The organism is Pedobacter steynii (assembly GCF_001721645.1).
In the GTDB taxonomy this organism is placed as follows: domain Bacteria; phylum Bacteroidota; class Bacteroidia; order Sphingobacteriales; family Sphingobacteriaceae; genus Pedobacter; species Pedobacter steynii_A.
Genome location: NZ_CP017141.1, coordinates 2,300,346 through 2,324,708 on the forward strand (window position 1 = coordinate 2,300,346; position 24,363 = coordinate 2,324,708).

General features: G+C 40.0%; 22 protein-coding genes. 12 read left to right on the forward strand and 10 right to left on the reverse strand.

All coding sequences use genetic code 11. The features are described 5' to 3' along the window. Positions 1–4: 4 nt before the first annotated feature. Together BFS30_RS09430 and BFS30_RS09435 are read right to left on the reverse strand one after the other, a co-directional pair. Positions 5–1,000, reverse strand: a complete 996-nt coding sequence (locus tag BFS30_RS09430; RefSeq protein ID WP_069379056.1) for a FecR family protein — start codon at positions 998–1,000, stop codon at positions 5–7. Between the two features lie 58 nt (positions 1,001–1,058). Next, a complete protein-coding gene (locus BFS30_RS09435; RefSeq protein ID WP_069382366.1) occupies positions 1,059–1,589 on the reverse strand; it encodes an RNA polymerase sigma factor in 531 nt (176 codons plus the stop codon). A 179-nt stretch (positions 1,590–1,768) separates the two neighbouring features. Between BFS30_RS09435 and BFS30_RS09440 the strand changes: the two genes are divergently transcribed. Then, positions 1,769–2,605, forward strand: a complete 837-nt coding sequence (locus BFS30_RS09440; protein ID WP_069379057.1) for a helix-turn-helix transcriptional regulator — start codon at positions 1,769–1,771, stop codon at positions 2,603–2,605. A gap of 23 nt (positions 2,606–2,628) precedes the next feature. Next, positions 2,629–4,236 carry a serine hydrolase domain-containing protein gene (locus tag BFS30_RS09445; protein ID WP_069379058.1) on the forward strand — a complete coding sequence of 536 codons (1,608 nt, stop codon included), beginning with the start codon at positions 2,629–2,631 and terminating at the stop codon, positions 4,234–4,236. A gap of 48 nt (positions 4,237–4,284) precedes the next feature. Here BFS30_RS09445 and BFS30_RS09450 read toward each other — a convergent pair whose 3' ends face one another. Next, complete coding sequence (locus BFS30_RS09450) at positions 4,285–5,253, reverse strand: hypothetical protein (RefSeq protein WP_069379059.1); 969 nt, start codon at positions 5,251–5,253, stop codon at positions 4,285–4,287. 12 nt (positions 5,254–5,265) lie between these two features. After that, the gene (locus tag BFS30_RS09455; RefSeq protein WP_069379060.1) at positions 5,266–5,724 is read right to left on the reverse strand and encodes a hypothetical protein; all 459 of its coding nucleotides are present in this window, start codon (positions 5,722–5,724) and stop codon (positions 5,266–5,268) included. A gap of 132 nt (positions 5,725–5,856) precedes the next feature. On the opposite strand from BFS30_RS09455, the gene BFS30_RS09460 reads away from it, so the two are divergent. Then, complete coding sequence (locus tag BFS30_RS09460; RefSeq protein ID WP_069379061.1) at positions 5,857–7,308, forward strand: SprT-like domain-containing protein; 1,452 nt, start codon at positions 5,857–5,859, stop codon at positions 7,306–7,308. A 4-nt stretch (positions 7,309–7,312) separates the two neighbouring features. Then, positions 7,313–7,834: a hypothetical protein gene (locus BFS30_RS09465; protein WP_069379062.1), complete on the forward strand. Its 522-nt coding sequence runs from the start codon at positions 7,313–7,315 to the stop codon at positions 7,832–7,834. Positions 7,835–8,051: 217 nt separating this feature from the next. Here BFS30_RS09465 and BFS30_RS09470 read toward each other — a convergent pair whose 3' ends face one another. The 3 genes from BFS30_RS09470 to BFS30_RS09485 all read right to left on the reverse strand — a co-directional run bounded on the left by BFS30_RS09470 (position 8,052) and on the right by BFS30_RS09485 (position 11,518). Then, a complete protein-coding gene (locus BFS30_RS09470) occupies positions 8,052–8,849 on the reverse strand; it encodes a hypothetical protein (RefSeq protein WP_069379063.1) in 798 nt (265 codons plus the stop codon). A 634-nt stretch (positions 8,850–9,483) separates the two neighbouring features. Further along, positions 9,484–9,954, reverse strand: a complete 471-nt coding sequence (locus BFS30_RS09480) for a hypothetical protein (RefSeq protein ID WP_069379065.1) — start codon at positions 9,952–9,954, stop codon at positions 9,484–9,486. Between the two features lie 10 nt (positions 9,955–9,964). Beyond that, complete coding sequence (locus BFS30_RS09485) at positions 9,965–11,518, reverse strand: hypothetical protein (RefSeq protein ID WP_069379066.1); 1,554 nt, start codon at positions 11,516–11,518, stop codon at positions 9,965–9,967. Positions 11,519–11,676: 158 nt separating this feature from the next. Here BFS30_RS09485 and BFS30_RS09490 point away from each other — a divergent pair, with 158 nt between their 5' ends. Then, positions 11,677–11,958, forward strand: a complete 282-nt coding sequence (locus tag BFS30_RS09490) for a hypothetical protein (RefSeq protein WP_069379067.1) — start codon at positions 11,677–11,679, stop codon at positions 11,956–11,958. Between the two features lie 783 nt (positions 11,959–12,741). On the opposite strand, the gene BFS30_RS09495 is transcribed toward BFS30_RS09490, so the two are convergent. Beyond that, positions 12,742–14,139, reverse strand: a complete 1,398-nt coding sequence (locus BFS30_RS09495) for a hypothetical protein (RefSeq protein ID WP_069379068.1) — start codon at positions 14,137–14,139, stop codon at positions 12,742–12,744. Between the two features lie 210 nt (positions 14,140–14,349). Here BFS30_RS09495 and BFS30_RS09500 point away from each other — a divergent pair, with 210 nt between their 5' ends. The 4 genes from BFS30_RS09500 to BFS30_RS09515 all read left to right on the forward strand — a co-directional run bounded on the left by BFS30_RS09500 (position 14,350) and on the right by BFS30_RS09515 (position 19,468). Beyond that, a complete protein-coding gene (locus tag BFS30_RS09500; protein ID WP_069379069.1) occupies positions 14,350–15,534 on the forward strand; it encodes a YaaC family protein in 1,185 nt (394 codons plus the stop codon). 517 nt (positions 15,535–16,051) lie between these two features. Continuing rightward, entirely contained in the window at positions 16,052–17,152 is a 1,101-nt protein-coding gene (locus BFS30_RS09505) for an ABC-three component system protein (RefSeq protein WP_083252003.1), read from the forward strand. After that, positions 17,149–17,634, forward strand: a complete 486-nt coding sequence (locus tag BFS30_RS09510; RefSeq protein ID WP_069379070.1) for an ABC-three component system middle component 2 — start codon at positions 17,149–17,151, stop codon at positions 17,632–17,634. The genes BFS30_RS09505 and BFS30_RS09510 overlap by 4 nt, the downstream gene beginning before the upstream one ends. Further along, the gene (locus BFS30_RS09515; protein ID WP_069379071.1) at positions 17,627–19,468 is read left to right on the forward strand and encodes a hypothetical protein; all 1,842 of its coding nucleotides are present in this window, start codon (positions 17,627–17,629) and stop codon (positions 19,466–19,468) included. Before BFS30_RS09510 ends, BFS30_RS09515 begins: the two co-directional genes overlap by 8 nt. A 44-nt stretch (positions 19,469–19,512) precedes the next feature. Here the strand turns inward: BFS30_RS09515 and BFS30_RS09520 are convergent, their stop codons facing one another. Further along, entirely contained in the window at positions 19,513–19,896 is a 384-nt protein-coding gene (locus BFS30_RS09520; protein WP_069379072.1) for a hypothetical protein, read from the reverse strand. Next, positions 19,893–20,228 (reverse strand): hypothetical protein, encoded by a 336-nt coding sequence (locus BFS30_RS09525; RefSeq protein ID WP_069379073.1) that lies wholly within the window; start codon positions 20,226–20,228, stop codon positions 19,893–19,895. The genes BFS30_RS09520 and BFS30_RS09525 overlap by 4 nt, the downstream gene beginning before the upstream one ends. A 44-nt stretch (positions 20,229–20,272) precedes the next feature. On the opposite strand from BFS30_RS09525, the gene BFS30_RS09530 reads away from it, so the two are divergent. The 3 genes from BFS30_RS09530 to BFS30_RS28025 all read left to right on the forward strand — a co-directional run bounded on the left by BFS30_RS09530 (position 20,273) and on the right by BFS30_RS28025 (position 24,185). After that, positions 20,273–20,701: a hypothetical protein gene (locus tag BFS30_RS09530; RefSeq protein WP_069379074.1), complete on the forward strand. Its 429-nt coding sequence runs from the start codon at positions 20,273–20,275 to the stop codon at positions 20,699–20,701. An 88-nt stretch (positions 20,702–20,789) separates the two neighbouring features. Then, entirely contained in the window at positions 20,790–23,657 is a 2,868-nt protein-coding gene (locus BFS30_RS09535; RefSeq protein WP_069379075.1) for a hypothetical protein, read from the forward strand. 192 nt (positions 23,658–23,849) lie between these two features. Continuing rightward, positions 23,850–24,185, forward strand: coding sequence for a hypothetical protein (locus BFS30_RS28025; RefSeq protein WP_208603048.1), 336 nt, complete (start codon positions 23,850–23,852; stop codon positions 24,183–24,185). The last annotated feature ends 178 nt before the right edge of the window (positions 24,186–24,363 follow it).

A 24,363-nucleotide genomic window follows, 5' to 3' on the forward strand; every position in this document is an offset into this window, starting at 1 on the left:
TTATTTATCGGTTCTTTTGTATAAGAAATTCTTGTTCTGAGGTTCTGGTCAGCGTCATATCATTGATCAGACAAATCAGTTTGAGTACATCTTCAGGCTGTTCTTTACCCGTATCCACGCTGCCAGTGAAAGTGATTTTGTTGACGTCTGTCAGATTCGAATTCACTTTAATGCCATAGGCTTCATTTAAAAGCTGCAGCACTTTTGTCAGCGGTATATTTTTCATGATGATCAGGCTGCCCTCTCTTTTCAGCAGCGCTGTTGCTGGAGGAATGACTGTTGCTGGTTTGACAATCCTGGAAAATCTGAGGGATGGATCGTAAAGGAGTGTGGTGCCAATACTGGAAATATAGGCCAGGGTTTGTTGGGTCAGGGTATCGGCAACCACAATTTTCCCGGTATGAAGCTTAACAGAAATGTGTTTCCCACGGGTATTGATGGTGAATGATGTACCCAGGGCTGTGGTCTTCAATGTGCCTGAAAACACGCTGAAAGGCCTCATCGGATCTCGTTTTACTTTGAATCGGGCCTTACCCAGAAGGTAAACGTTTCGGAGTTTTTGATCAAACTCTCTTTTAAATCTGATTGTGGAGGCTGGATAAATGGTTACGAATGAGGAATCCGGTAACCGGTACTTTATGATGTCCGTTCCGGGATTGGCCACCTCTTTCCAGCTGCTGGTAGTGACCTTTGCCTGCAACTCGTTTTTTGCCGTAACGGGTAGCTCCTGGTGTTTGGTATTCTTTGGCCGGATGTAGAGTGCAAATCCGATTATTAAAATTATCGAAGCCGCAGAAAGATATTTCGTTACCCGGATGAGCTTTAGCCTACGTTGTTGTTTTGAGGAGATGTGCCCGAGTATAAAGCGGTGCATCTCATCTGATTTTCCTTGTGGCATCGGTTCATCGGAATCAAAAGACTCCCATTGCTGATCACTAAAATTTTCCTGGATGAACGCTTTATGGTTTGGCTTACGTTTTTGTCCTTTGTTTGGCTTCATACTGTTATTACGTATGCCAAAGCCTTAGCCCTTACGGCTTAACAATTATTTAACATTGCTACAGCAAGATGGTATACATATAGTGTTTAAGGCGGGAAAGCACCTTTCCGATATGGCTCTCAACGGTCTTTGGGGATATTCCCAGCATCTCTGCTATTTCATTATAGGAGAGCCCATTTTGTCTGCTGAGGTTAAATACCATTTTTCTCATCGGCGGCATGGAATCAATCTCCTGCTCAAAACGTTTTAGCATATCCCGGCTTTCGATCATTTTCATCAGGTTGTCTGTAAATGGATATTGATCAGACCTGGTATTGTATTTTAATCTCGCAGCTTCTTTTCTAAGCTCATCAATCATCACCTGACGCGCCATTCCAAATAACTGAATATTTAATTCGATATGCTCATTTAGTGATTGTCTTTTTTCCCATAGCCTGATGAAGCAAAGCTGGACTACCTCTGTAGCAATGTACTCAGACTGTGTTTTCTTGAATACAAACTGATAAATTTGTTTATGATAGCGGGAATAAGCCTCATTAAAAGCCCTGAGTTCTCCGGCTTTTATTTCACATACCATACCTTTGTCCATTGTTGCTGCAAAATTATCAGCTTTAAAATTGAGATATTTTAAGCTAACATTATGAAAATGTGAAGCTTTTATTTCTCTCTTTTTCAAAGAAAGTATAACAAATCATTGTATCATGGCAGAAGTTCCTCTGATCAGCTGTAACTACAGTCTACCTTTTGTGTCCTAACATAAAATCAGTCATGGAAGCACTGTCATCTGGAAACTTTTTTGGCAATACTGATCAGACCATTGATTTGGGTGGGCTCATTATCACCAATACCGAATATACGCATGAATTCGTTGACTGGCACTTTCATGAGAATGCTTATTTCACTTTCCTGTTAGCGGGAAGGGTTGCTGAGATTAACAAAAAGGAACAGCATAACTGCGGTTCGGGAACTTTGCTTTTTCACAATAGCCAGGAGCCGCATTATAACCTGAAGCCAAAGGGTTATACCAGGGGAATGCACCTCGAATTATCTCCGGAATGGATTAAGCAATTTGCTGGTAACCATATGGCTGCGGGGAGTTTTGAGGTGATCAATCCTTTAGTGAAATCGCTCTTCCATCAAATCTTACTGGCCACTAAAAACACTGATGATACTACTCCGTTATCCCTCCATGCGTTTGCGCAGGTTACGGTAGATCAGCTTTCCAAAAAATCAGATCTTCGGGATTACAAACAACCACCAGCCTGGGTTGATCAACTGGAACAGTTAATTCAGGATAGCCACCGGTTAAGTCATTCTCTGGAATCTTTATCCAATGCTATCGGTGTGCATCCTGTTCATCTATCCAGGTACTTTCCAAAATATTTCGGCTGTAATCTGGGCGCTTATATCCGGCGTGTGCGACTTTGCCGGGCGGCTGCTGAGTTCAACGCCGGCACCAAATCTGCTATCCAGATTGCTTTTGAATGTGGCTTTTATGACCAGTCCCATCTCATCCGATGTTTTAAGGAAGAGTTTAGTGTTACGCCCCATCACTATCTGAGTCATGTTAATTCTGTACTATTTTCCGGATTGAAAAAGACTTAACCTTGTCAAGTTAATATTTCTATATGAATCGAGTTTTATTTTTAGCCTTATTTGCCACGTCTTTTGTTCTTAATTTTACCACAACCGCTCAGGTAAAAGAACTGAAGTTTCTTGACCACCGGCCTGATTCCCGAAGGGATTCGGCTTCAAAAGATCAGGCAATTTCCAGTTATAATATTGGAAGCAATAAAGATCTTTATCTGCAGTTCAGTACCGGGAAGTCGCTTGTTGAAGAACTTGCTGAGCTGGTACCAGAACTTAAGGCCGATTCTGCGATGAAGCTTGGAAATTTTCAGCTTTCTTTTCTGATCGATGATCAGCCTGTTTATAAGGAAGATTTGCATCCAGGTGCTATTCTCCGCCAGGATAAAATCGTTAGAAAGTCGCTCGAAGTAGCTCTGATCAGTGGGAGCAGGTCCGGACTATGGAGTCTGAATATGTGGGACCGGTTTATGATTAATTCAGGTATAGAGTTATTGGGTGCAACGCCAAAAAAACTTAGCATACAGATCAGAGTTTATATTAATGCGGGGAAGAAAATCTATTCGCCGCTTCTCCTGGCAGCAGATATCAGGATGACCAGGATTCTACCCGCCCTTGATCCACAGTTAATAAAACCCCAACTGATTCAGTCCGGCAGCGGCTGGCCACTTTATACCGGAAGTTATGATTCTGAGCTTATCGGGCAGCTCAATACTAAAATACTGAACCAGTCTTATAGAAAAATCAATTCTATCGTGGTGATCAAAAAAGGAAAACTACTATTGGAAGAATATTTTAATGGCGCATCCAGAACCAGCTTGCATGATCCCCGCTCGGTTAGTAAATCTTTTACGGGTACCTTACTTGGTATGGCCATTAGCGATGGTTATATCAAATCAGAGGAGCAAAGGCTGAGCGAGTTTTACGATTTAAAACAATTTAAACATCCATCAGCGAAAAAGGAAAATGTACGCCTGGTTGATCTGTTGACGATGAGCTCTGCTTTTGATGGGAATGACGATCTGATGGAATCTCCCGGTAATGAAGAAAATATGTATCCTACTGCTGATTATGTGAAGTTTGCCCTGGATTTGCCAATGGCAGAAGATAAACAGAATGGAAAACAATGGTCTTATTTTACCGTTGGCACGATGCTTCTGGGAGACATTATGGATAAAGCAATACCAGGTGGTTTGGAGTTGTATGCCAAAAAGAAACTGTTTGCTCCTTTGGGTATTGATTCGCTTGAGTGGGCACGTACCCCTCAAGGGAAACCTTTTACGGGTGGGGGATTACGATTAAGAGCCCTGGATTTCGCTAAATTCGGACAGCTCTATCTTAACAAAGGGATATGGAATGGAAAACAGATCTTGCCAAAATCATGGGTGGAAAAGTCATTTAGCCAACTGCAAAGGCTACCTGCAGACCGGCCGGGATTTTATGGATTCCTTTTCTGGAATAAAACTTTCCATATCAATGGGAAGGATCTGGAAGCTTATTATAGCTCAGGTAATGGAGGAAATAAAATCTATGTTTTTAAGGAAATAGACCTGGTTGTGGTGATTAATGCGTCTGCCTATGGAACCTCTTTTGCCCATCCGCAGGCGGATCAGATTATGGAAAAGTATATTCTTCCGGCAGTACTTTAGCCGAAGAAAATAGTTACCGATTATAGCTGCGAAATATATACCTGGTAGTTAATTCGATTTTTCCTTCCTGACTAATGGCTGTATCCCGATGATCAAATGATCTTTGTCAAATAGTACCCTTAGAATTTCGTTAGGAGGGTTTGGCGTATTGATATGGGCGAACTCGATCATCAGATAGCTACTCCCGTTATTGATCGTTGTCATTCCTTTGGTCCAGATGCGAAAAGCCTCTGGTTTGATCATCCCTTTCAACTCTCCAAAAAAGGCCTCGGTCAGGTAACTGCGGATGGTCTCTGATAACTCTTTTCTGGCACTTTCTATTTCTCCGGCTCTTGCCGCGACTATGAATTGATCAAAGGTTTTTTGTGCTGCCTTGATATCCTGTGGATCCAGCTTTGGTGTCGTGTTTTTGGGAGTACGATTGATCAAAAGGCGGATCCTGTTGGTTGGTTCATAAGTGGCATCACCCTGTTTTCTCTTGGTATTACTAAATACAGAATAGAGATAAACATCTGTTGTGTCGTTGGGGTTCCATCTATCACTGCGATCCAGTCCATGAGGTTGGTCAATTTTCGAAAGATCAGATAGATCTCCTTCCTGGCTGCCAGCACCTAATTTTTTCGTACACAAGTCCAACAACGTCATGTATTTTTTAATCATTGCTTTTTGCAAGGTTAATGACTGAGCCTTGCGTTCCTTTTCAAAGTTCAGCATGTCCCATTCATATTCAATGGACTTGATTGTAGAATCTTTTTCAGAGAAGGTATAGGTGACCAACAGATCGGGGATACCCTGCTGAACCCTGCGGTAAGTTACTGGTATTGCCATACCTCCAGGAATAATGACATCCCACTTGCTCTGGAAAAGAGCACTTTTCAGTTTCTTTTCCATTGCCTGGAAGCTTTTGAAATTTTTCCCATCAATATCGATGGCTATATCCTGAGCTAAGGTTTGGTTAGCGGAAAATGTAAGTACTGTAATCAGTAAGGCGAGCAAGAGCTGTAGGCGATTTGTCATTGATTTTAGAAATTATATATTCACAATTATTTTTTTGCCTTGACTACCCTTGCTCATAACTGACAGGGATTTTATTAGATTTCCCTTCATAGAAATTGTAAAAAGGTATTTCTTATTGTATTTAACGATATAAATGCTGTCCTTAGGCTCGGTCTCTGTCAAAATATTTTGCTCTTCTTTTGGCAAATCTTTATAGGAGATCATTACAAGCTTTTTTATGTCTTTATCTTGTAAATCCTGATGGTATGAATCTACTAAAAGGTAAAAGAACTCACGTCTCTTTGATGTTAACGAGCCGGTTTTAGATTTAAGCGGAATAATAAGTGCTTCAATCTCCTTCTTCTTATCTTTGAAGTCTTTTGCGGCTATTATTGACAAAAACTTTTCAATCTGTGCCTTTCCATTGTTTTGAGCAGGATTTAGACCTATAAAGGCAATAAATAATGGAATAGTTAAGAGTGTGTTTTTCATTGCGATAATTATTCTACTTTTGATGTTTGTTGTGGTTTGTCTTATATATTACATTTGTGTTATTAAATTCATAACATTAAATTTATGCAATTAAAGTGATTAAAATTGATAAAAAATTAATTGATCGGTTGTATGACGAATTGTGTTAGCGTTTTCACGAGTATATTAAAGTCTCATTTTGTATTTTTAACAGTTCTATTGTTTGTTTTCTCTTCGTGTAGAAAAGAACATTCAGCCGAATCAGAACCAAACATTATTCCTAAAAATGTACTTTCAAAGGAGGATCCAGATTTTGCTTCGAGACTTGCTGCTATAAAAGAAAAATTTTATTCAGATGAGTTGGAGGAAAAGCTTATTCCAAATGTTAAACAGGATATAGTTTGGATCCCCGATTGGGAAAATCCAAACACTCAAATTGTTAACGATTCAGTTTCCTATGTCCTATATCCTTTAATCGGGAAATACTCAAAAAATGGGAAGTCGGAAAAAGCGATGCTAATAGGAGGTAAGCCTTATTTAATGGTGAAAAATGAGAAAGAATTTTATCGGGCATTCTATTACAGTAATGATAATTCGTTACAATCGATGACAAATCCAACTGAACTGAAAATGGATAATTTCACTGGTAAGCTTCTTCTCTCTAGCCTTACTAATAGAGGTAATTATTTGCTTGATTACGTGAATGGTGAAGTGAGCTATTCTTATAAGGATTTACAAAAACGTGGTGCGAAGAAGGCAAACGGCATGAGAGGCAAGCTTTCATATATTGAAACGCAATGCCATACTGAAATGAGGAACTGTACCTTTGTTTCAGATTGGGCAGGATCCTGTAGTGGCTCAATAATAGTTCTATTCAGTCCAACGTGTAATTGGCCGCAAAGTATTTGTGGTACTAGTTTTTCCCTTACAGATTCTAGTGAGATCACTGTCTGTGAAGATATATGGTTTCCAGATCCACCAACTGATCCAGGTTCAGGAGGAGGTGGTACCGGCGGTACTTCAACTGGCTATGAAGTGATAATTAATGTTACAGACCCTTGTATTCTAGAGGGAGTTCGTACTTCTATTAATGCTAGAAATACAATTAGGGAGATGCTTAATGCAACATTTACTGGTTCCGATTTTGAAAGCCGAGATGTTTCTTTTTATGATGTAACTACACTTCCAAATAACATAATGGGAACAACCCATCCTGAGAATACCATGGTGTTTACCATTAATTTGAATAAAAATGTGTTGCCTGATCGATCTAAAGAATATATTGTGTCGACTGTATATCATGAGATATTACATGCATATTTGATGACAAAGTATCCAATTGGAACAGATGGGAAATTCATAATGAGTGATGATCATGCCCAGATGGCCGATGAGTATATTGCATTATTAACAGGCGCTTTAAAGGTTGCATTTCCCCAAATTGGTCTAAAGGATGCATGGGCATTATCATGGGGAGGATTGGAAGCAACACCTTACTATAATAAAAAGCTAAGTGCAGCCGAAAGAACGGAGATAGAAAAAATTAATAGTCAGCATAGGAAAACAGCTCCTGTGGCTGAAAGGAAAGGAACTTATTGTAATTAAGATTATGAAACTATATTTTATAACATTTGCATTGCTAACATTCAGTTGTGTCTTGTCTAAAGCGCAAGAAATACCTGAAATTCGCGTCGAACCGAATGCCCAACCTCTAGACATCCGTATTCCTATAGCTAAAGCTATCGCACATAACTTTAATAGCGATCTTTTGCATAAAACACCAAAAGACTTGCCTTATTTTATCTCTATAGCGTTAGCTTTTGATGAAGAAGGAAAGATAGATACCGTCTTTTTCTCTAAGAACATTTCTAAACGCACATTAGAGACAATTAAGCCAAATACAGATTTAATTAGAAAAATTAAAGAAATTGGCATTGTCTATAAGAACTATAAGTCTAAAATTGTTCTTTTCCCAATTCTGTTTAATAGAATGGATGATAAGGGAATAAATTATGATAGTGGATTTTTAAATGATTATGTGAATTTATGGCCAGACTTCGGTCAGGAAGAAAAAAGGCCATTGGTACTTTTAAAGCCTTACATAAATGCCTATCATGAATCGCATAAATAGCTTATCAAACAGATCTCTGTCGAATTGCAATAAATCCATTTCTAATTATTAACTGTTTCTTATTGTTTATAATCCAGCTTTATTTTTGAGCAGGTCTTTATCAACGCTATATTTGTGTATTAAACGATCAATCGTGTTTTCAGCAAAGAGAAATGTGCTCTCATCATTTGTTGATTCATCGTAATTTCTTAATATGCTGACTTTATTTTTTATTTGCTCATAACTCAATACTTGGGTTTTGAATATCTTCAACAAGATGAAAATCTTGAAATAAACAATCAGCATCCTCCAAATCGGACAACAGAACAAATTCCATAAAAAATATTTCAAAGGTATCGACTATGGTAATTGCATCTTTATCGTCGTACCAAAGTACTGCTCTGGCAAAAATTGAATGTTCATAATCCTTAAAATTAATGAGATCTTTTTTTAAAAACTCCCATTCTTCTTCGTTGAGAGTATCTAGAATTTCATAAATTAAGCCATTACCAAAGTGGTGCCAATAATCACCATCTATGTCTTTATTCTGCCCGATTATTTTTTTAATTTGATGAATTTTTTCGTCTACGGATATTAAATATGATGTGGGTTTGATACCTAAAATCGGATCTTCATGTGTACGTCTTTTATAAGTGAAATAATAGCCGAGTACTAACCCGAAAATAATCATAATAATGGCAATGCCTCCGTCTATTATTTCATGCTGCACACCATAAATTTTTATGCCAGGAATTGTGATCAGCAAGCCCATCAGCATAGCTATTATCCATATGCTGCAAATTACTTTAACTGTTTTTACCTTATACTTTGGAGCAATGATTTGAGCCAGAATAACAGAAAGAAATGAAGTGATTAATGGGCTTAACGCATGTTGGTACTTTTCCACAGATGATTCACTCACAATGTAAGACAGAGTAGTCTCAACAATTAATGAAACTAGTAATCCAGTTCCAATGCAAATAGGCAACAAAACTATCCAACGCAGCCAGTAAAAGAATAAGCCTCTCGTGATCATTTATAAGGTGATATTAACTATTGGTAGTTTTTGTGTAAGTATGAATGCCAAGATAGCAATTTATCTCAACCTCACTTTGATTAGATGTAAGTCAATTTTGGTCTTGAAAAAGATTCTCCTTTGTTTACCTTTATTACGTGATTAATACTTGCAGCTTTCCATTTAAAGTATGGATGACCAGCGTCTTTATTGGCCCTTTTCTTCTGATCTTTAACTCTACCGTTTCTGAGGTAATTGGTTATATCTTCTCTCTTGATTTTGCGCTATTTTATCCTATGGCAGTGTTAGTTGGATGGGTCTTTTCTGTTCCATGTTTTCTTTTTCTCTGGCTATGTTATGCACTCCTGTTAAAAACGAACCAACCTATATGGTTTATTAAGGGAGTACTGATATCGGTAAGTTTCCTTTGTTGTATTACTGTGTTTATTTTTATGTCTTTACCGGATCTGAGGAATTTTTGGAGTAGAGGCAACATCATACTTATTAGTGCATATGCATTACCTCTGATTGTCGGAATATTATGTTATAAGATAAAGGAGATCCAAGGTCGGAAAATCTAATGTGTCCAGGGTTGATTCAGATTAGCTATTTTTGTTGTCTTTTAATTATTTGATAGGTCACTTTCTAAGACAGCCTAATTTGACGGCTTTATAGTTTCTATAGTAATAGTTTTACCTCTTGGCTTCCGTGACTGTAGTAAATATGTTTTCATGACTTTGAACTTATCTTCACTAGGTTCAATGAAGTAAAAATCAGTTTTATCTATTTTATCTTTTCCATATTCAAAGGCAATGTCTATGAGCTGAACAAGTGTAATTTTTTTTAGACGTTGAAAGTCAATTGTTGAAATATGCCTTGTGTCTCCATCTTTATGTGGTCGAGAAAAAAACACAGGATTCATTTCCCAGGGGTAACAGCGACATTGAAGGACATAAACCTTCTTTCCAGCTTCCTCACTAATTTCAAACATCCTGTCGTTAATTGGAACAGATGTTGTATCTAAAAGGTAGTATACAGTATCCTTCTGCTTTTTTTCTTTCTGTGCGGTTGCATTTTTAGCATTAAATAATACAAAAAAAAGCAAACAAATTACGGTCAATTTCATAGTATTTAGTTTAATTACAACCTGTTTGTGGCATTTTTAAGATTGAAGTCAGGTGTTCTTTGTGATATTGCTCCAATTCCTTAGTAGTAATGCCATACTTCGCTTTAATATCTTCATAAGATGCGGTAATATAGTTAATATAAGTTTGAGGAGTTCCAGGTTCTACGGTCTTTAATCCATACATCATGGCCATAGCCGCATCTCTGATGGTATATGGTCTGGATTGAGTTTTTGTCCAGTCATATAAAATAAGGACAGCTTGATCGAAATAAGAGTCGAGCATCACACTATGATGTGAATAATTGCTTGGTAGCTGATTAATAAGATAGTATCCGACAAGGGATGTCATCCAATTACCGTAATCATTAGGTGATTGTATTGATTCAGCAATATTGTGGTTAATGTAAGCATGTATCGTTTCATGAATTGTTGTTGCGGCTATTAAAAGTGGCGAACTATTTTGTAACATTTTTTCATTGAAAGTGACAGTAGATGAATAACCTAATCCGGATTGCAAGTCTGGACCAGTTTCACCTAGCATATATACTCCACCAGCACTCGTTGTGCCCCAAGCGAGGGTATTAGATGTCTTATAGGTAATTGTTGGCCTGTTGCCGTTTAGAAAAGGTTGCACAAATGTTGACATAGATGCGGAGTTAACAATAGGTTGGAGAATTAATTTATCAGTGCATGGAAATTTCTTTTTTACGGAATCTGTTGTTATTTCCAAAACAGTAGTACTTCCTGAGCCGGTACCACCTCCCGTAGGGTTTGGTGGCGTATATTCTCCATCTGCTCCACCACCACCACCATACTCACAGTTATTGATATATTCCCGGCCAACCACATATTGTTGGCAGTTCATGTACCCGTCAACACCAGCACAAGAGGTACCATAAATAATCCGGTATTCAGGGGTGCAATAAGCTGCAGGTCGGTAGGCAAGTTTACCATCATTCTTCTGATTTAAACGGTTCTCATCCGATCTGATACGCATCATCGATTTGTATTCTGTTTCGTTGCTCACAGAAATTCTCTGCAATACAGCTCCGTTACGATAAGTCCATCCATTAGCCATTTTGCCTGTGGGGTTAAAGTAAATGATGTTCCCGGTAAAGTCTGAGGTTTCTTTATATCCTAAGGATTTCACATTATTTTGTGTTCCTGAATTGTTAATGGACATATAGCATCCGTTTACCAGCAAGCTCGTTTGTTTATCTTCAAAAATCAGAAAGCGTATATCAGTTCTTGAGTATATTTCTTCAGCCTTATTCTGATTAGTATCTGCATAACCAATAAAAACTTTTTCCGGATTGTTCATACTTACTTCGTATACGATCTGGCCTTTCACTTCTTTAATTTGAACTTTGTCCCAATTGGGAGTTAAGGTATTAAAGGGGTTCTGTTTACTTTCGGACACATTCGTATTGTACCAATCACGAAGTTTTTGCCGAATCTCACTATTTAGTGTATCCGAACCCGGTTCTTTTTTGCAGGAATAAAAGTAGGTCGTTAACGTAATAATTGTGAAAAGAAGGTATATCTTAGTTTTGAGTGGACTCATAGAGCGTAAATTTTTATGTAAACAATACTGAATAAAAGTATTTAATAATTATATATGATCCTAATTATTAATTCGATTGATTTATTAAATGTTGTATTTTCATTTTTGTAAATAAATCAGTCATGACATATTCCCTGGTTTGACTGATCCTTTTAATATTGATTTTACTGACACCATTTTCAATTGCAAACAAAAAAAGATTTGATCATGGAAAATTGGTTGTTGAACTTGGTACAAGGCGTCAGTGGATCAATGCTATTATTGCATCTGAATTCAAACCCGATGTAATTGCTTCATTGGTTAATTTACTCTCACGATCTCTTCCTAAAATGTATAAGAGTATTTATGCTGGCGAAGCATCTCCTGTATATAAATCTTTAGCGGGGGTTGAAATACGTAATGCACTGCCAACTACTTTTCTGGCTATTAGATTTAAGTGAAAACATTGTGTTTCTATATCTAGAGTTATGTAGGGTCGAGGCGCATCTTGTCGACCCTTTATGACCATTGTGAAGCTATCGTACACTTCGAGAAGTTAGTTGCCAATCGCGTTAAAGGACATTATAGGAGCAAGAAAGATCGGATGTAAGGCATGCATAACTGCTAGTCTGCAAACCAAGTATTTTTGGATATAATCAAGTGACCATCAAAGAGCAGTACAAGAATTATAAAGCATGCAAATGGATGAAAGAGCATAAGTGTATGGGAAGAGGTTTAGATTAAATTTTAGTTATGGATGGAAAAGTTTGTTAGGGTTTAATAATATAGAATTTGCTAATAAACCTTAATTTATTTTCAGTTTATGTATTTTACTTAAAAATATTATTGTTATATTCATCTTACTTTGTGAATATCTGTTTTACTGAGGATTCTGCGTAGAATAGTGGCAGATGTTTATATATCTATTGCCGGTCATGCTTGTAAGCTTTTAGATGATGATAAGGTAGGTTGAGGAGGGATGTGAACCAACTGATTGGGATAGTTTCTACAGAAAATATCAAGCCTATCCCTGTAATCAGGATAAGTGGTGACTGTTAATGTTTCTATATCCATTTGTTGAAATTACGATTTTAATTTGTATTCGGACTCATGTTTGCTAATAGTATTAGTGTTTGTTTGAGATATTGATATTTAATTGCACTCTTTGTTAGGAAGGATATGCTTTTGAAAAATCTTATCTGATTTGCTCACTTGGAGATATACTTAACTCTAATTTGAAGAATTTATATCTGCTGATTGCCATCATGTTCATCACCAAACTTCATGGTAGGCCCCTGGGCAGTCGACATTGCTTGCGCGAGCGAGGATGGCAACACATTGTCAAAAACAATTTTACTGATTATGCCACCAGAGACAATTCCTTCTTTTCCATGCCCCAGTTCGATTCCAATCGCCCTGCCATTAATAACAACGATTTCTAATTTTTTTCCATTGGAGTTCACTTTCCCCGTTTCACGTTTAGACAGCCAGCGTGTTTTTACTCCATTGTCGTTGAAAACTTGAATGAGTTTATCCATATCTATTCCGATAATGATTTTGGCCTGCCCCGTCATTAGCTTTATGACGAAATCTTTAGGAAGAGGTTTGGCGAACAACGTTTCAGAAAGGCTTTCTGTTATTGCCATTAAATCGACAACAATATAATTCTCGGCGGCCCGCTCTAAAATACCCGGTATAGTACCTGCTGCCATAAGCAAACCCACTTCACCGTGGTACATTCCAATGTGCAAACACCTATCCAATACTGTATAGCTCCAGTTTTTGGTTTTCAGTTCCTCCAACATCGGTATAAAAATGCCATCGTAAAATTCCATATCGACAACAGGCGTTCTTACGGTCATCCTGCCGCCGGTTTTAGGGTCAATTCCCTCGTCTGTGTTGACAATTTCTACCGCCTGTAATGCCCTGAGGTCCTGCTTTAACATACGCTTAATTTGATCCATTTCGTGGTCAGTAAAGTCCGGTTGAAAACCTTCGCAAACTGGAGGACCGTTTTCCAGGCTCGTATCTATAAATTTCCTGAGCTTAGCATTTACTTCCCCTTCCTTCAACTCAGAAATATAATATCCCTTCTCCCGATCAATAACAAATATGTCACCGATCTGTATGTAACTTGTCAGATCAGAAATCAATGCAAATGTTCCTGGTTTTTTATTGAGCTCGTTGACTACTTTTATTACATGCTCAATATTTGAATTTTCCAAATGTTTACTGCCCTTTTCGCCAATATTTAAGCGCCTAGCTACATCCACTTGCTGTCCTAACATTTGTACGACCATCCCGTCAGCAATGTGGGAAAGGTTATGGAGTCTGCGAATGATGACCTTCTCCTTGTTTTGTAATTCCTTAGTTTTAGTCTTATCCACGCCAGAACGTGATTGTTTTATATGCTCCTTATTCTGCCTATATAGAAGCTGGTAAGACATCACTTCTTCTACCAACCTGTTCTGAGCCAATTTAAAACCATCATGGCATTTTTCCATGAAAAAATCCATTTCGTCCTTTGACCATTCCTTTCCGGGTCGGCTCTTCTGGGCGTCGGGTAAAGATTCTATCCCGTAATAAAAAGCCAGATCAGCAATCTCTGTAAGTTTTATTCCAAATTCTTCCGTAGTTTCCATCCAGTGTAAATTCGGTATTTAAATGTGGTTTTTCAAAGTTTGTAAATTCTACTTTTTCGCTCACCCAATTCTTTACTAATATAGATCAAATTTCATTTCGTATTTACTATCGTTCGCGCGATCTAACAGTCATATACCAAAAAGAAAAGTCTGTTTCAACTGCTTATTCCAATGGATATCGTAATTTTAAATTTAAGATAACAATTCACAATGGCAAAAGACAATGAACGCTTCCGGGCAGAGAACCCCGATGAGATTGTATTTCTCCGGCTCAACAGACTCAAGAGCACGCGGCTTTGCGAGAACTTGTTGTGGGATAAGCTTAATGATACGCCCAATCCTTCAATTACCGATGAAGTGATTGAAAAAAAAGCTATTGGTTTGGCTTCGGTCATTGAAAGTGCCCTAGGTTATTGGCAATCACCATCTCAATCGCTTAATTCAAAGATTCTGTCCAGATATTATTTCATGCTCCAACTCACCATCGCGGAACAGGTGGCGTGTGTCAGAAATACGGATGGACTGCGGGAGATACAAAAACATACAGAGAATGGTCATGGCTTAAAAACGTTTTGGATTCCTGACGGTAAATTACCTGATGATCTACTGATCTATGCGACTCAGGCGGGACATTTCAACTCCTATGGGAAATTCCTTGGTTGGGATATGAAAAAGTGCAGCCAAGATAAAGGGATCAGAAAACCAGCAGATATTACTCCTGAAGTCAGAGCAAAAATGCTGAGCCTTTCCGAGCTATTCAGGACAATACCCGAATTAAGAACTGTAATCGAAGAATACTTGAATAAACCCCCTTTATCGATTCACGTTGGACACTCCCAGTCAAATATGATCACCGACTCAAAATTTAACGAAGAATTTATTAAAACCAACCATCGGCTGCCTAGTTTAGAGGATTCGCGCAAAGGTGTAAAGACAACAGATGTTGGAATTTACTCTGAATCGCCGAACATAGACATTCCTTATCTTGAAACACTAGGGATGCCGCTGACTAATTTCAGGACTTACCGGGAGCTAGGGTCGAACAGCGATACGATAATAGGTTCTATATCGCATCCCGGAGAAACGATATGGTGGGACCTTTTCCCAACGTACTCCTCACGTTATGTTCCTGTCAGCTATGTTAAATCAATCTGGGGGGAAGGATATCATTCTGTGGCCGTCAATTACATGCTGCTTTACGCTCTGAGCATTGTAGTTCGTTACATGCCTGACATTTGGTACCGCATCACAAACGGTGAGGACAACCACATCGGATCACTTATTGACTACTACATTTCAGTAATGGACCACGTGCTTCCTCTTCAAATGCTGGAACACATCCAGGGAACAAAGCTAAGCATCCACAGTCAAGGAAGTTGGATGGGAGAAATCTAAATTTCCTCAATTCGACCTCTTTGTGTAGTTCGCTTCCTTAAAATTCCCTAACTCTGGAGGTTAATTTACAGATATACCTTTGAAGCAATGAAAGAATAGGAGTTTTTTAACTCGGTAATGACTCTTTAAAAATAACACAATGGGTATCCTGTGGTCACCATTGTAGCCAGTGATGCTGCTTCTGAACTTGCAACGAGCACGAAATCGGACCTAAGCGCTGGTGGATCAAATATTGCCATGATCAAAGATATCGATTTCGTCTGTCATTGCACTTCTGTTAAAAGTTCAGTAGGTTGCCTGGGGTAGACTTGAAATGCTAGTATAAAACTGAATGCCTGCAGCACTGCTTGTCACTAAATTAGCTATACCCATACATGAAAGCGTTAATGATTTTTATTGCGATGTTTGCTGGGCATTGATAAGTCAATAAACATCCCGTCCGGAAAAATTAACGGAAATTTTAGCTAATAGGAAAATTTTGGGTATAATTATAAACTAAACTAACGCGATCAAAACAGTGGAGGATGTAATTGAAATCAAAAAGCCAGTCGGAATCGGAAAGCGATCAAACTATGACATCTTAACTGATCAGCCGGTTGTTGCCATCGACAAACTAAAAACCGTAGGTGAGGATGAGTTCGAAGACATCGTCCGGGAATGGGTTTGGGGCTACCTGATCAAAAATAACCTTTCCGGATATATCGACTGTAAAAAATGTGCAGGCGCAGGTGACCTGGGAAGGGACATCATTGCTGTACTTTCGAAGGATGGTCCGAAATGGGATAACTACCAGTGCAAGCATTACGGGAGTAAAATCATGCCTTCCCAAATTTGGGGAGAAATAGGCAAGTTTCTTTATCATGCATTTAAAAAGCGCTTCACTATGCCGGAAACCTATTATTTCGTTTCTGGATTAGGTCCTGGGCCTGACCTCATCAATTACGTGGAGAATCCAGAGAAATTCAAAAGCGAATTGATCGCAAACTGGGACAAATACTGTTCAACAAAGATGATCAAGGGACAGGCCATTCCATTGGATGCTGGACTCAAATCATATGTTGAGGCCATCGATTTTAAGCTCTTTGAGTTTATTGACCCGCAACAATTGATCGAAGAGCATGCAAAGACCCGATACCACTACTCCCGTTTCGGAGGCACTATGCCTGACAGGGTGTTTTCTGCAGGGGTACCGCCAGAAGTCAAGGACAATGAAATCACTTATGTCAATGAACTTCTGGAGGCTTACACCGATCATAAACAATCCAGCATCACATTAGACAACATTAAGACGGACGGCACCTACGGCGCGCATTTTGACAGGCAGCGTCAGAGCTTTTACCTGGCAGATTCGTTAAATGAATTCTCTAAGGATGCTTTCCCGGAATATACCGACCATTTTGACAGCATTAAAACTGAGATACATTCTGGTGTAGTTGATGTATGTGAAAGCCCCCATCCCGACGGATATACCCGGGTAAAAATGGTTACCCAGGAAGCCAAGAAATTACAGTTGACCAGTAACCCGCTGATCAAATTTATGAAGCTGGATGACCGTGAAGGTATTTGCCATCATCTGATCAGCGATAGAAAGTTAAGCTGGAAAGGGACCAAACCATGAGTAAAATATATAGCTCCGATGTTGAAATCAGCCTGAGGCTGATGGCAATATTACAATATTACCCCGATTCTTCTGTCAGCATCGAAAGGCTGGTCGCCTACGACTACCTGACCCTGCATGGCAATGATGTATTTCCGGAACTGGAAAGTCTTCATCCGAAATCGCCGAACAGTTCCAACGAATTCCTGATCAAAAGGGAATTGTTCAAAAGGGGACTTCATCTGTTGATCAGTAAAGAGCTGATCGGCGTAAACATCAGTAAAACAGGGATTAGTTACCAGGGCGGCCCGCTTACCGCTAAATTTTGCAAAAAGCTCAACTCTGCCTATTCTGAAAAATTATACCAGGCAGTACGGTCTGTGATCAACACGTGCGCAGTTTATTCCGATCAGGAGCTGGAGGACAGGATCAAAAGCAAGCTGTTGACACAGGACACTATCTTTAAAAATGAGTCGGTATTTTTAAATTACAGCAATGGATAATCAGGGCTTTTATATTAAACAAATCAGCTACAAAGGTCCAATGGGATCGGACGCTACCTTGAATTTTGAGAAGGGGCTGAATATAGTCGCAGGTGCTTCGGATACCGGGAAGTCGTTCATTTTGGAAACTATTGATTACATGATGGGAGCCGGGAAACGCCTCGAAGGGCTCGATGAACTCGAAAAATTCGACACCCTGTACATGGAGATCAGGACTTTTGAATCCGATGTTGCCTATACGATAAAACGGGATTTGGAAGGGGGCCTATTTTACATCAAAATGGGCTCGATAACGCAAAATGGTGACGAAGTAAAATATGCCCCCAAATCGTCAAACACGAATGATCAAAACATTTCCTCGTTCCTGCTTGGCTTAATCGGTCTTAATTCCATCCAGCTGACCAGTTCGGATGCTACCAAGAAAACCCGAAAGCTCAGTTTTCGCGATGTGGCACATATTACGCTGATTAACGAGGTGAAAATGTTTACCAAAGATTCCCCGCTGCTCAGCGGAAATCCTACGACAAAAACAGCTGAGAGGTCATTCTTTGAATACCTGATCTCCCAGACAGACAGCTCGCAAGTCATCAAGGTGGAGAAAGAGGAAATCCGCAAGACCAGGTTAAATGCACAGTTAGAATATGTTAAAGCAAGGCTAAAAGGAGATAGAGAACGCTTGGTGGCAGTCGAAAGTAGTCTGGAACATTCTCAATCCTTAAACGTTGAAGATCTCGCTTCTATCAACGAGAAATATACCGCCTATTTTAGAGAACTGGAAGGAAATAAATTGGCCAAAAAAAAAGCAATTGATGAAAAGACAGAAATTGAGTCTGAACTATTGTACAATAAACAGTTGCTGGACAGGTTCAGTCTGCTGCTGAACCATTACGATGCAGATATGGAACGACTTGAATTCATTGACGAAGGCAATAACCTGTTTAGCCTGCTCAAGTATGTAGCCTGCCCGGTATGCGGAACCGACATCGAAGAGCAGCATTATAAATGTATCCAGAATAGCGAACTGCAGTCCGAGACGTTAAATGAAGCGATTGAAAGCGAATATCAGAAGATCCGTGAAAAGACATTGGATTTGAAACAGACGGTTCAGGAAATTGAAGGAAGGAACCGGGTTTATCAGAAAGATCTGGATACAACAAATGACCTCATTACTGACCTGGACCAGCGGATCGATCAGGAAATCATGCCAGTGATCTCAGGACTGAAAAGCAAGATCGAGTCGATTGTTGGACAGGAATTGCTGATCAAGGAAAAGGCGCGTTTGGAAGCGGATATAGATGCTCTGACAATCGATCAGAAAGAACTGGAAGAAGAAAAAAAGAAAAAAAGGATAAAAGAAGCGACTGAACCCTTGAACCAAACCAGACTAGGAAAATTAGAAACAGAGGTGAAAGACCTGCTTCAAGCCTGGAAGTTTGACGATGTCAAAAATGTCATTTACGATCCGGCTAAATCAGATATCAAGATCGATGGAAAGAACAGAGGCAGCTATGGTAAAGGTTACAGGGCTGTCGGCCATACTGCTTTTATCATCGGCCTGATGCAATTTCTAAGAAAAAATGACAGTAAATTCTCTAAACTACTTGTACTGGATTCTCCTCTTACCGCCTACAAAAAGCAGGACCAGCCTCCATCTGATGAGCAGCAAATTACAAAGGAACTTGAAAGCGAATTTTTCAGAAGTCTGGTTGATATCTCAAAATCCTGTCAGATCATTATCCTGGAAAACAAGGAACCACCTGCTGATGTGATCGCGAAATCGACTTACTTACATTTCTCGAAGAACAAAGAAATTGGAAGGGCTGGTCTTTTATAATTTTTGAAAGAAAATTTAGGTACATTTCATAATGTGCCTAGACTTCAAACTACAATTGGTTCATGGCTTTTAGCCATTTTAACCCGTATTCGCTCATTAGCAATTTCGATCAATAGGTTGTCCAATTCACGGTTGTTCATTTCGATGCCTTCGGAATTTAGATTTCCTTTTAACTGAAGGCATTTGAAAGCAAAGACAGCATACTCCTGGTCATATGGGACTATTTTGACCATTTTTTTAAATTCTGGTGAAGCTATACTATTAAATTGCCTCATGGCGTCCTTGGCTCTGGAGTCATAGATAAAGAAAAGTTCAGGATGATGGAAATGCAGGTATTTGGAGGCGAAAGACCGTTTCTTCAGATACCGATCTCCACTTTCCAGGCTGCCGATGATTTCCACCAGGTAACTGTGTATAGCCAGGGTCATCTCAAATATACCGGGCTCATCAAGCGTTTGCCATTGAGTACTTCCAATTTCCGGTCGAGTTCAGAATCCTGGAACAGCGGCACAATGGCATTGAAATAAAAGTCATCACCGGAATGCTGGTTTTTAACTTTGATCCGTTCCAGAGCAGCGGCATAGATCCTGCCGATCATCAACGCTTTGGCAACGATCTCCTGAGGATCGGTATGTTTAGGGTGATCTTTACATAGTTTGTACAAGATGTCGTTGCTGAGCTGCCAATGGTTTTTTGTTTTGCACTTCATGAGTGCAGCCTCGAGTTGTTCGTCGGTCAGTTTGCTGAGTTTTTGCGTCATGGTGTGGAAAATATAAGTATTTTAATCGGGAGAAAATAAAGGTCATGGCTGAATTTGATTTGAAGAAATTTTATACAAGCAAGCGGGAATATTTAAATCCAAGAACTGGTAAGCTGCGAAAAGGATTTGTCAGGATCAGTTTTCAGGAGTTTTCGGACTGGGTTGCTGCAGCTGGTTCACCGGAACGCTGTCATTATTGCGGAACTTCTTCCGGGCAATGTGCAAAGTTGTTTGAACTGCAGGATGGGGGAAACAGGTACCAGGCGACGCGCGGAGGTAGGCGTGGACGTCGGTTGGAACTGGACCGCAGGGATGCTTCAAAAGCATATGACGAGCTGGACAACCTGGTCTGGTGCTGTTACTGGTGCAACAATGCCAAATCCAATTTCTTTACCGAAGATGAGTTCATGCCGGTGGCAAAAGCGATCGGTCAGGCTTTGAGCCTGATCTGTGAACAAGGGAACCCTAAGTGATTTGTTTTCATTCTTTCCCCTTGTCTTAGCTGACTCTTGGCATTTGAAGGAATTAAAACTTAAATTGGAGGCCTAAACCGGATAGAATATGGCCATTTTTTCAGCAGCATTTTTAAAGCAATATTTGAAGGATTTTGATGCTGGAAAAGTCGTAGACTTTTATGGGAGAAAAGAAGCATTGCGCCGCTGGATTGATTCCATAGAATCTGGCCGTATTGATGAAGAAAAGGAGATCGCCATCAAAAGCAGTTTTGTCAATGACTTCTTCGGGAAGGTTTTGGGCTATTCGTATGGGAATTCAAATAACTGGCTGCTGCAGCAGGAACAGAAGTCTTTCACCGATGGCAGCCGCTGTGACGCGGCGTTCGGGTATTTTGGAATGGAGGCTGGCAAGATCGGAGCCGATGTGAAAATGGTCGCAGAGTTTAAAGGGAGTACTGCCGATCTGGATGCGGTTCAAAAGGAACGTATCGTGAAAATATCTGCTGTTGACCAGGCTTTTTTGTATGCTGCCAAAACTCCGGGAAACTGTCATTGGGTCGTGGTCTGTAACGTCAGGGAGATCAGGTTTTACCATTACAGTTCGCAGGCTGTATTTCAGTCTTACCAATTGGCTGACCTGTTATCAGATGACCGGCTTTTGGAGATGATCTTTCTTTTTCAGGCCGAAAGTATTCTGACCCGGGATGGCTCGGCCAGAACAGACAAACTGTATGAGCTTTCCAAAAAGCAGGAGACTGCGGTTCAGATCAATCCTACTGTCCATATTGTGGATGAACTTTATACGGTCATGAAAAAATTCGATGGACTGGCTTGCGTCGACCCCGTATACCTTGCGAACCTATACCCGTTTAATGTGCTCGGTCAACGGGTCTGGCATTATGAGCGCGGTGTTCTGCATACCACTAATCCGGCGATATTTCAGCTGCTATCCGGTTTGGTGGTTCTGGAAGAGCAAGTAGTGCTTTCTAAAGCGCTCCAGCAGCAGCTTTCAGATGCACAGGTCATCGATCCTTTAAGAAAAGTTGAGTTTGTATTTAAAAGGCTGAACCAGGCTATTATCTATTACCTGACCGCAGTTGAAGACCTTGATCAGGTGCGAAAGAAAATGAAGGGCACGATCGGCTTCAGCCTGAACCATAGCACGGGCTATTCCAAAGATTACGGTATCATCAGGTCAATAAATGTGTCAAAAGAAGTTACCTGCGACTGTGTAAGCTGCCTGTACCGGGAGCTGGATTTTAAAGCGATAATTAGCAAGCTTAATCATACCCCTGCGGAACAAAAAGACCTGGAATATGCTTTCGGGAAGTACTTGTTGGGTGTTTCCAGTAACAACGAAATGTATTTCGAGCTGGAAGCTTTGGAAACAAAATACAAAGGGCTCGACGCTCATATTGCGCAATACCTGATTGTTAAGATGAATCTGAAAAATACCGCGGGCAAATATTTCACCGACGCCCGTCAGGGACCTGCCATTAAAAGCCGTTTGGATAACCTGGATTTGGATGCGGTTGTTGCTTATGAAGTTGACCTGTTTGCTGGTGCGGACCTGCGCAGGTACCTGGTGCAAATGAAGGACGGGGTGCTGATCGAACGGATCAGGCATGAAGTAACTTACAGTATGGAGCGGACAAAGGAGATTATGGAAATCAACCTGAGAGGAGATGTAATCCATGCTTTTGACCAGGTGAAATCTTTGGATACCTATCGATGGATGTTATACAGGTTTACCCAGGCGGATTATATAATGACTGAGCATTTGTCAATTGTCCGTTCGATCTACAGTGAAATTTTCCAGGGGTATATTTATAGTTTTCTCACTCCTGGAGTTGGCATGGAAAGTTTTGATGAGCATATGCTCATTGACGCTGTTCTGCATGTCCCTTACACCACACTTGCTAAAATGCTGGAGAACATTCCGGAATTGAGGGTTGACGTTGACACGCGGAAGGTAATGCTGGGCAAAGTTTCTAAAATGCTGCGAAGTCATGTGAAAAAAGGCTTTGGCAAGGTATGGGAAGATCCGGATATGAAGGCATTGATGCTGGACTTCACAGCAGCGATGGCGCACTATGATGTGTTTGCTGCAGCTTTTCTCGTTGTAGGTAAGATGGGTTGTTCCGATGCAGACATCCGAGCAATTACCAGGGATGTGCTTGATTTTTTAATTGCCGATCCTGATTATTACGATCAGCATATGGAAGGACTTGCGGCACTGATCGAAAAGCACTGCAATGCATTCACAGCGGCCGGATTTCTGGAGATATTGGAAGAAATTATCCCTAAGCTTAGCACCCATAACCATAAATACGATACGGTATATAACGGAATCTGCATCTCCTGGTGCAAACATTTTCCGGATGAAAAGATCAGCAATGAAAAACTGATCCGTCAGGCTGTGGTCAACCATATGGGGGGGAGTAATCCCGATTACCTTAGGCTGGCGAATTTGTGGTTTATCACTTCTCCGGATTTGCAGGGTTTGATCATTGCTGAGTTCGACCGGTTCCTGAGTGTAAATTTTAATGGATCTTTGTATGAGCGGTTACTGCACGACCAGTTGCTTCGGGTTGATCACAAAGACTTTTTTGCGGATTACGTCAAAAATCAGGTTGCGCACAATACGCCGGGCGGAAATTTTCATTCTGATGGGAAGGTGTTAATGAACCCATCGATCTATAACTTGGCGATAGTTGTCCACCGTTTTGATGTGCCTTTAGATCATCCTGCTTTTTTAGCTCTAAAGGGACTGAGCCCTTTTCAGAAATGGATGATTGATCCCTTGAATTTTGATTATGGTAATTTTGATGTTGCTTGGCTTAACCAGGCCACTAGTCCTGTGTTTCTAAAGAGGCTCAAAGGCAAGCAGGAAGTCATATCTGCAGTTGAGAAACTGCTCCAGAAGGATTATGATCCCAAGCTAGCCGAACGTTATTTCAAATACCTCGTATAGGTCAGTGCTAAAAAGCGCTGACCATTTAGTGTCATAACATCCGGTATCACTTTGGATTTGTAGAGTTGAGCGGCGATATGTCGAACTTTTATGAGCATTGTGAAGCTGTGGTCAATTTTGAAAAGGCGATTAATCGTAAAGTTGATGGACAGTATAGAAAGAAGAAACAATAGAAATTAAATACTAAGCGCAATGCGGAGAATAGTAGATTTTATATCCGCATATTTTGCGGAGAATAGCCTTGACAATATGGAGAATAAGAACACAGGCCAGACAATAGGAAAAGTACTGCGCAAGGCAAAGTTTTGGGAAAGCCCCCAACTGCTATCCATCAATGAGCGGCAACGCCTCATGCTGAATAAATTACTTGAAGGATTTGAAGGCAAGCTGACCTCCTCCAAATGGGCGAAAATTGCCAAATGCTTACAGGACACGGCTACCCGCGATATACAAAACCTAGTGAAACGGGGTTTAATGCTGAAAGAAAAAGGCGGAGGACGCAGCACTAGCTATGTTTTGAACATCTGACAGGCTAACTCAATTATATGCTTAACAACGAAAAAATTATTTGCACTCCACAATATTTCGTGTTGACCATTAATTTACCGATTATCAGGGTTTTGATGTTTTGTGTAAAAGATAGGCCTTGAAATCGCGAATTCGAGGCCTATTAGTGCTTTAGTAGGGTGGAGCGGAAAAGTGTCGG

Bases quoted from the DNA above. Each gene is read 5' to 3' on its own strand.
- BFS30_RS09430 (WP_069379056.1), bottom strand. From the start codon at position 1,000: ATGAAGCCAAACAAAGGACAAAAACGTAAGCCAAACCATAAAGCGTTC.
- BFS30_RS09455 (WP_069379060.1), bottom strand. From the start codon at position 5,724: ATGAAAAACACACTCTTAACTATTCCATTATTTATTGCCTTTATAGGT.
- BFS30_RS09535 (WP_069379075.1), top strand. From the start codon at position 20,790: ATGGCCATTTTTTCAGCAGCATTTTTAAAGCAATATTTGAAGGATTTT.
- BFS30_RS09445 (WP_069379058.1), top strand. From the start codon at position 2,629: ATGAATCGAGTTTTATTTTTAGCCTTATTTGCCACGTCTTTTGTTCTT.
- BFS30_RS09465 (WP_069379062.1), top strand. From the start codon at position 7,313: ATGAAACTATATTTTATAACATTTGCATTGCTAACATTCAGTTGTGTC.
- BFS30_RS28025 (WP_208603048.1), top strand. From the start codon at position 23,850: ATGCGGAGAATAGTAGATTTTATATCCGCATATTTTGCGGAGAATAGC.
- BFS30_RS09500 (WP_069379069.1), top strand. From the start codon at position 14,350: ATGGCAAAAGACAATGAACGCTTCCGGGCAGAGAACCCCGATGAGATT.
- BFS30_RS09440 (WP_069379057.1), top strand. From the start codon at position 1,769: ATGGAAGCACTGTCATCTGGAAACTTTTTTGGCAATACTGATCAGACC.
- BFS30_RS09525 (WP_069379073.1), bottom strand. From the start codon at position 20,228: ATGACGCAAAAACTCAGCAAACTGACCGACGAACAACTCGAGGCTGCA.
- BFS30_RS09510 (WP_069379070.1), top strand. From the start codon at position 17,149: ATGAGTAAAATATATAGCTCCGATGTTGAAATCAGCCTGAGGCTGATG.
- BFS30_RS09530 (WP_069379074.1), top strand. From the start codon at position 20,273: ATGGCTGAATTTGATTTGAAGAAATTTTATACAAGCAAGCGGGAATAT.
- BFS30_RS09460 (WP_069379061.1), top strand. From the start codon at position 5,857: ATGACGAATTGTGTTAGCGTTTTCACGAGTATATTAAAGTCTCATTTT.
- BFS30_RS09520 (WP_069379072.1), bottom strand. From the start codon at position 19,896: ATGACCCTGGCTATACACAGTTACCTGGTGGAAATCATCGGCAGCCTG.
- BFS30_RS09495 (WP_069379068.1), bottom strand. From the start codon at position 14,139: ATGGAAACTACGGAAGAATTTGGAATAAAACTTACAGAGATTGCTGAT.
- BFS30_RS09470 (WP_069379063.1), bottom strand. From the start codon at position 8,849: ATGATCACGAGAGGCTTATTCTTTTACTGGCTGCGTTGGATAGTTTTG.
- BFS30_RS09515 (WP_069379071.1), top strand. From the start codon at position 17,627: ATGGATAATCAGGGCTTTTATATTAAACAAATCAGCTACAAAGGTCCA.
- BFS30_RS09435 (WP_069382366.1), bottom strand. From the start codon at position 1,589: ATGGACAAAGGTATGGTATGTGAAATAAAAGCCGGAGAACTCAGGGCT.
- BFS30_RS09450 (WP_069379059.1), bottom strand. From the start codon at position 5,253: ATGACAAATCGCCTACAGCTCTTGCTCGCCTTACTGATTACAGTACTT.
- BFS30_RS09480 (WP_069379065.1), bottom strand. From the start codon at position 9,954: ATGAAATTGACCGTAATTTGTTTGCTTTTTTTTGTATTATTTAATGCT.
- BFS30_RS09485 (WP_069379066.1), bottom strand. From the start codon at position 11,518: ATGAGTCCACTCAAAACTAAGATATACCTTCTTTTCACAATTATTACG.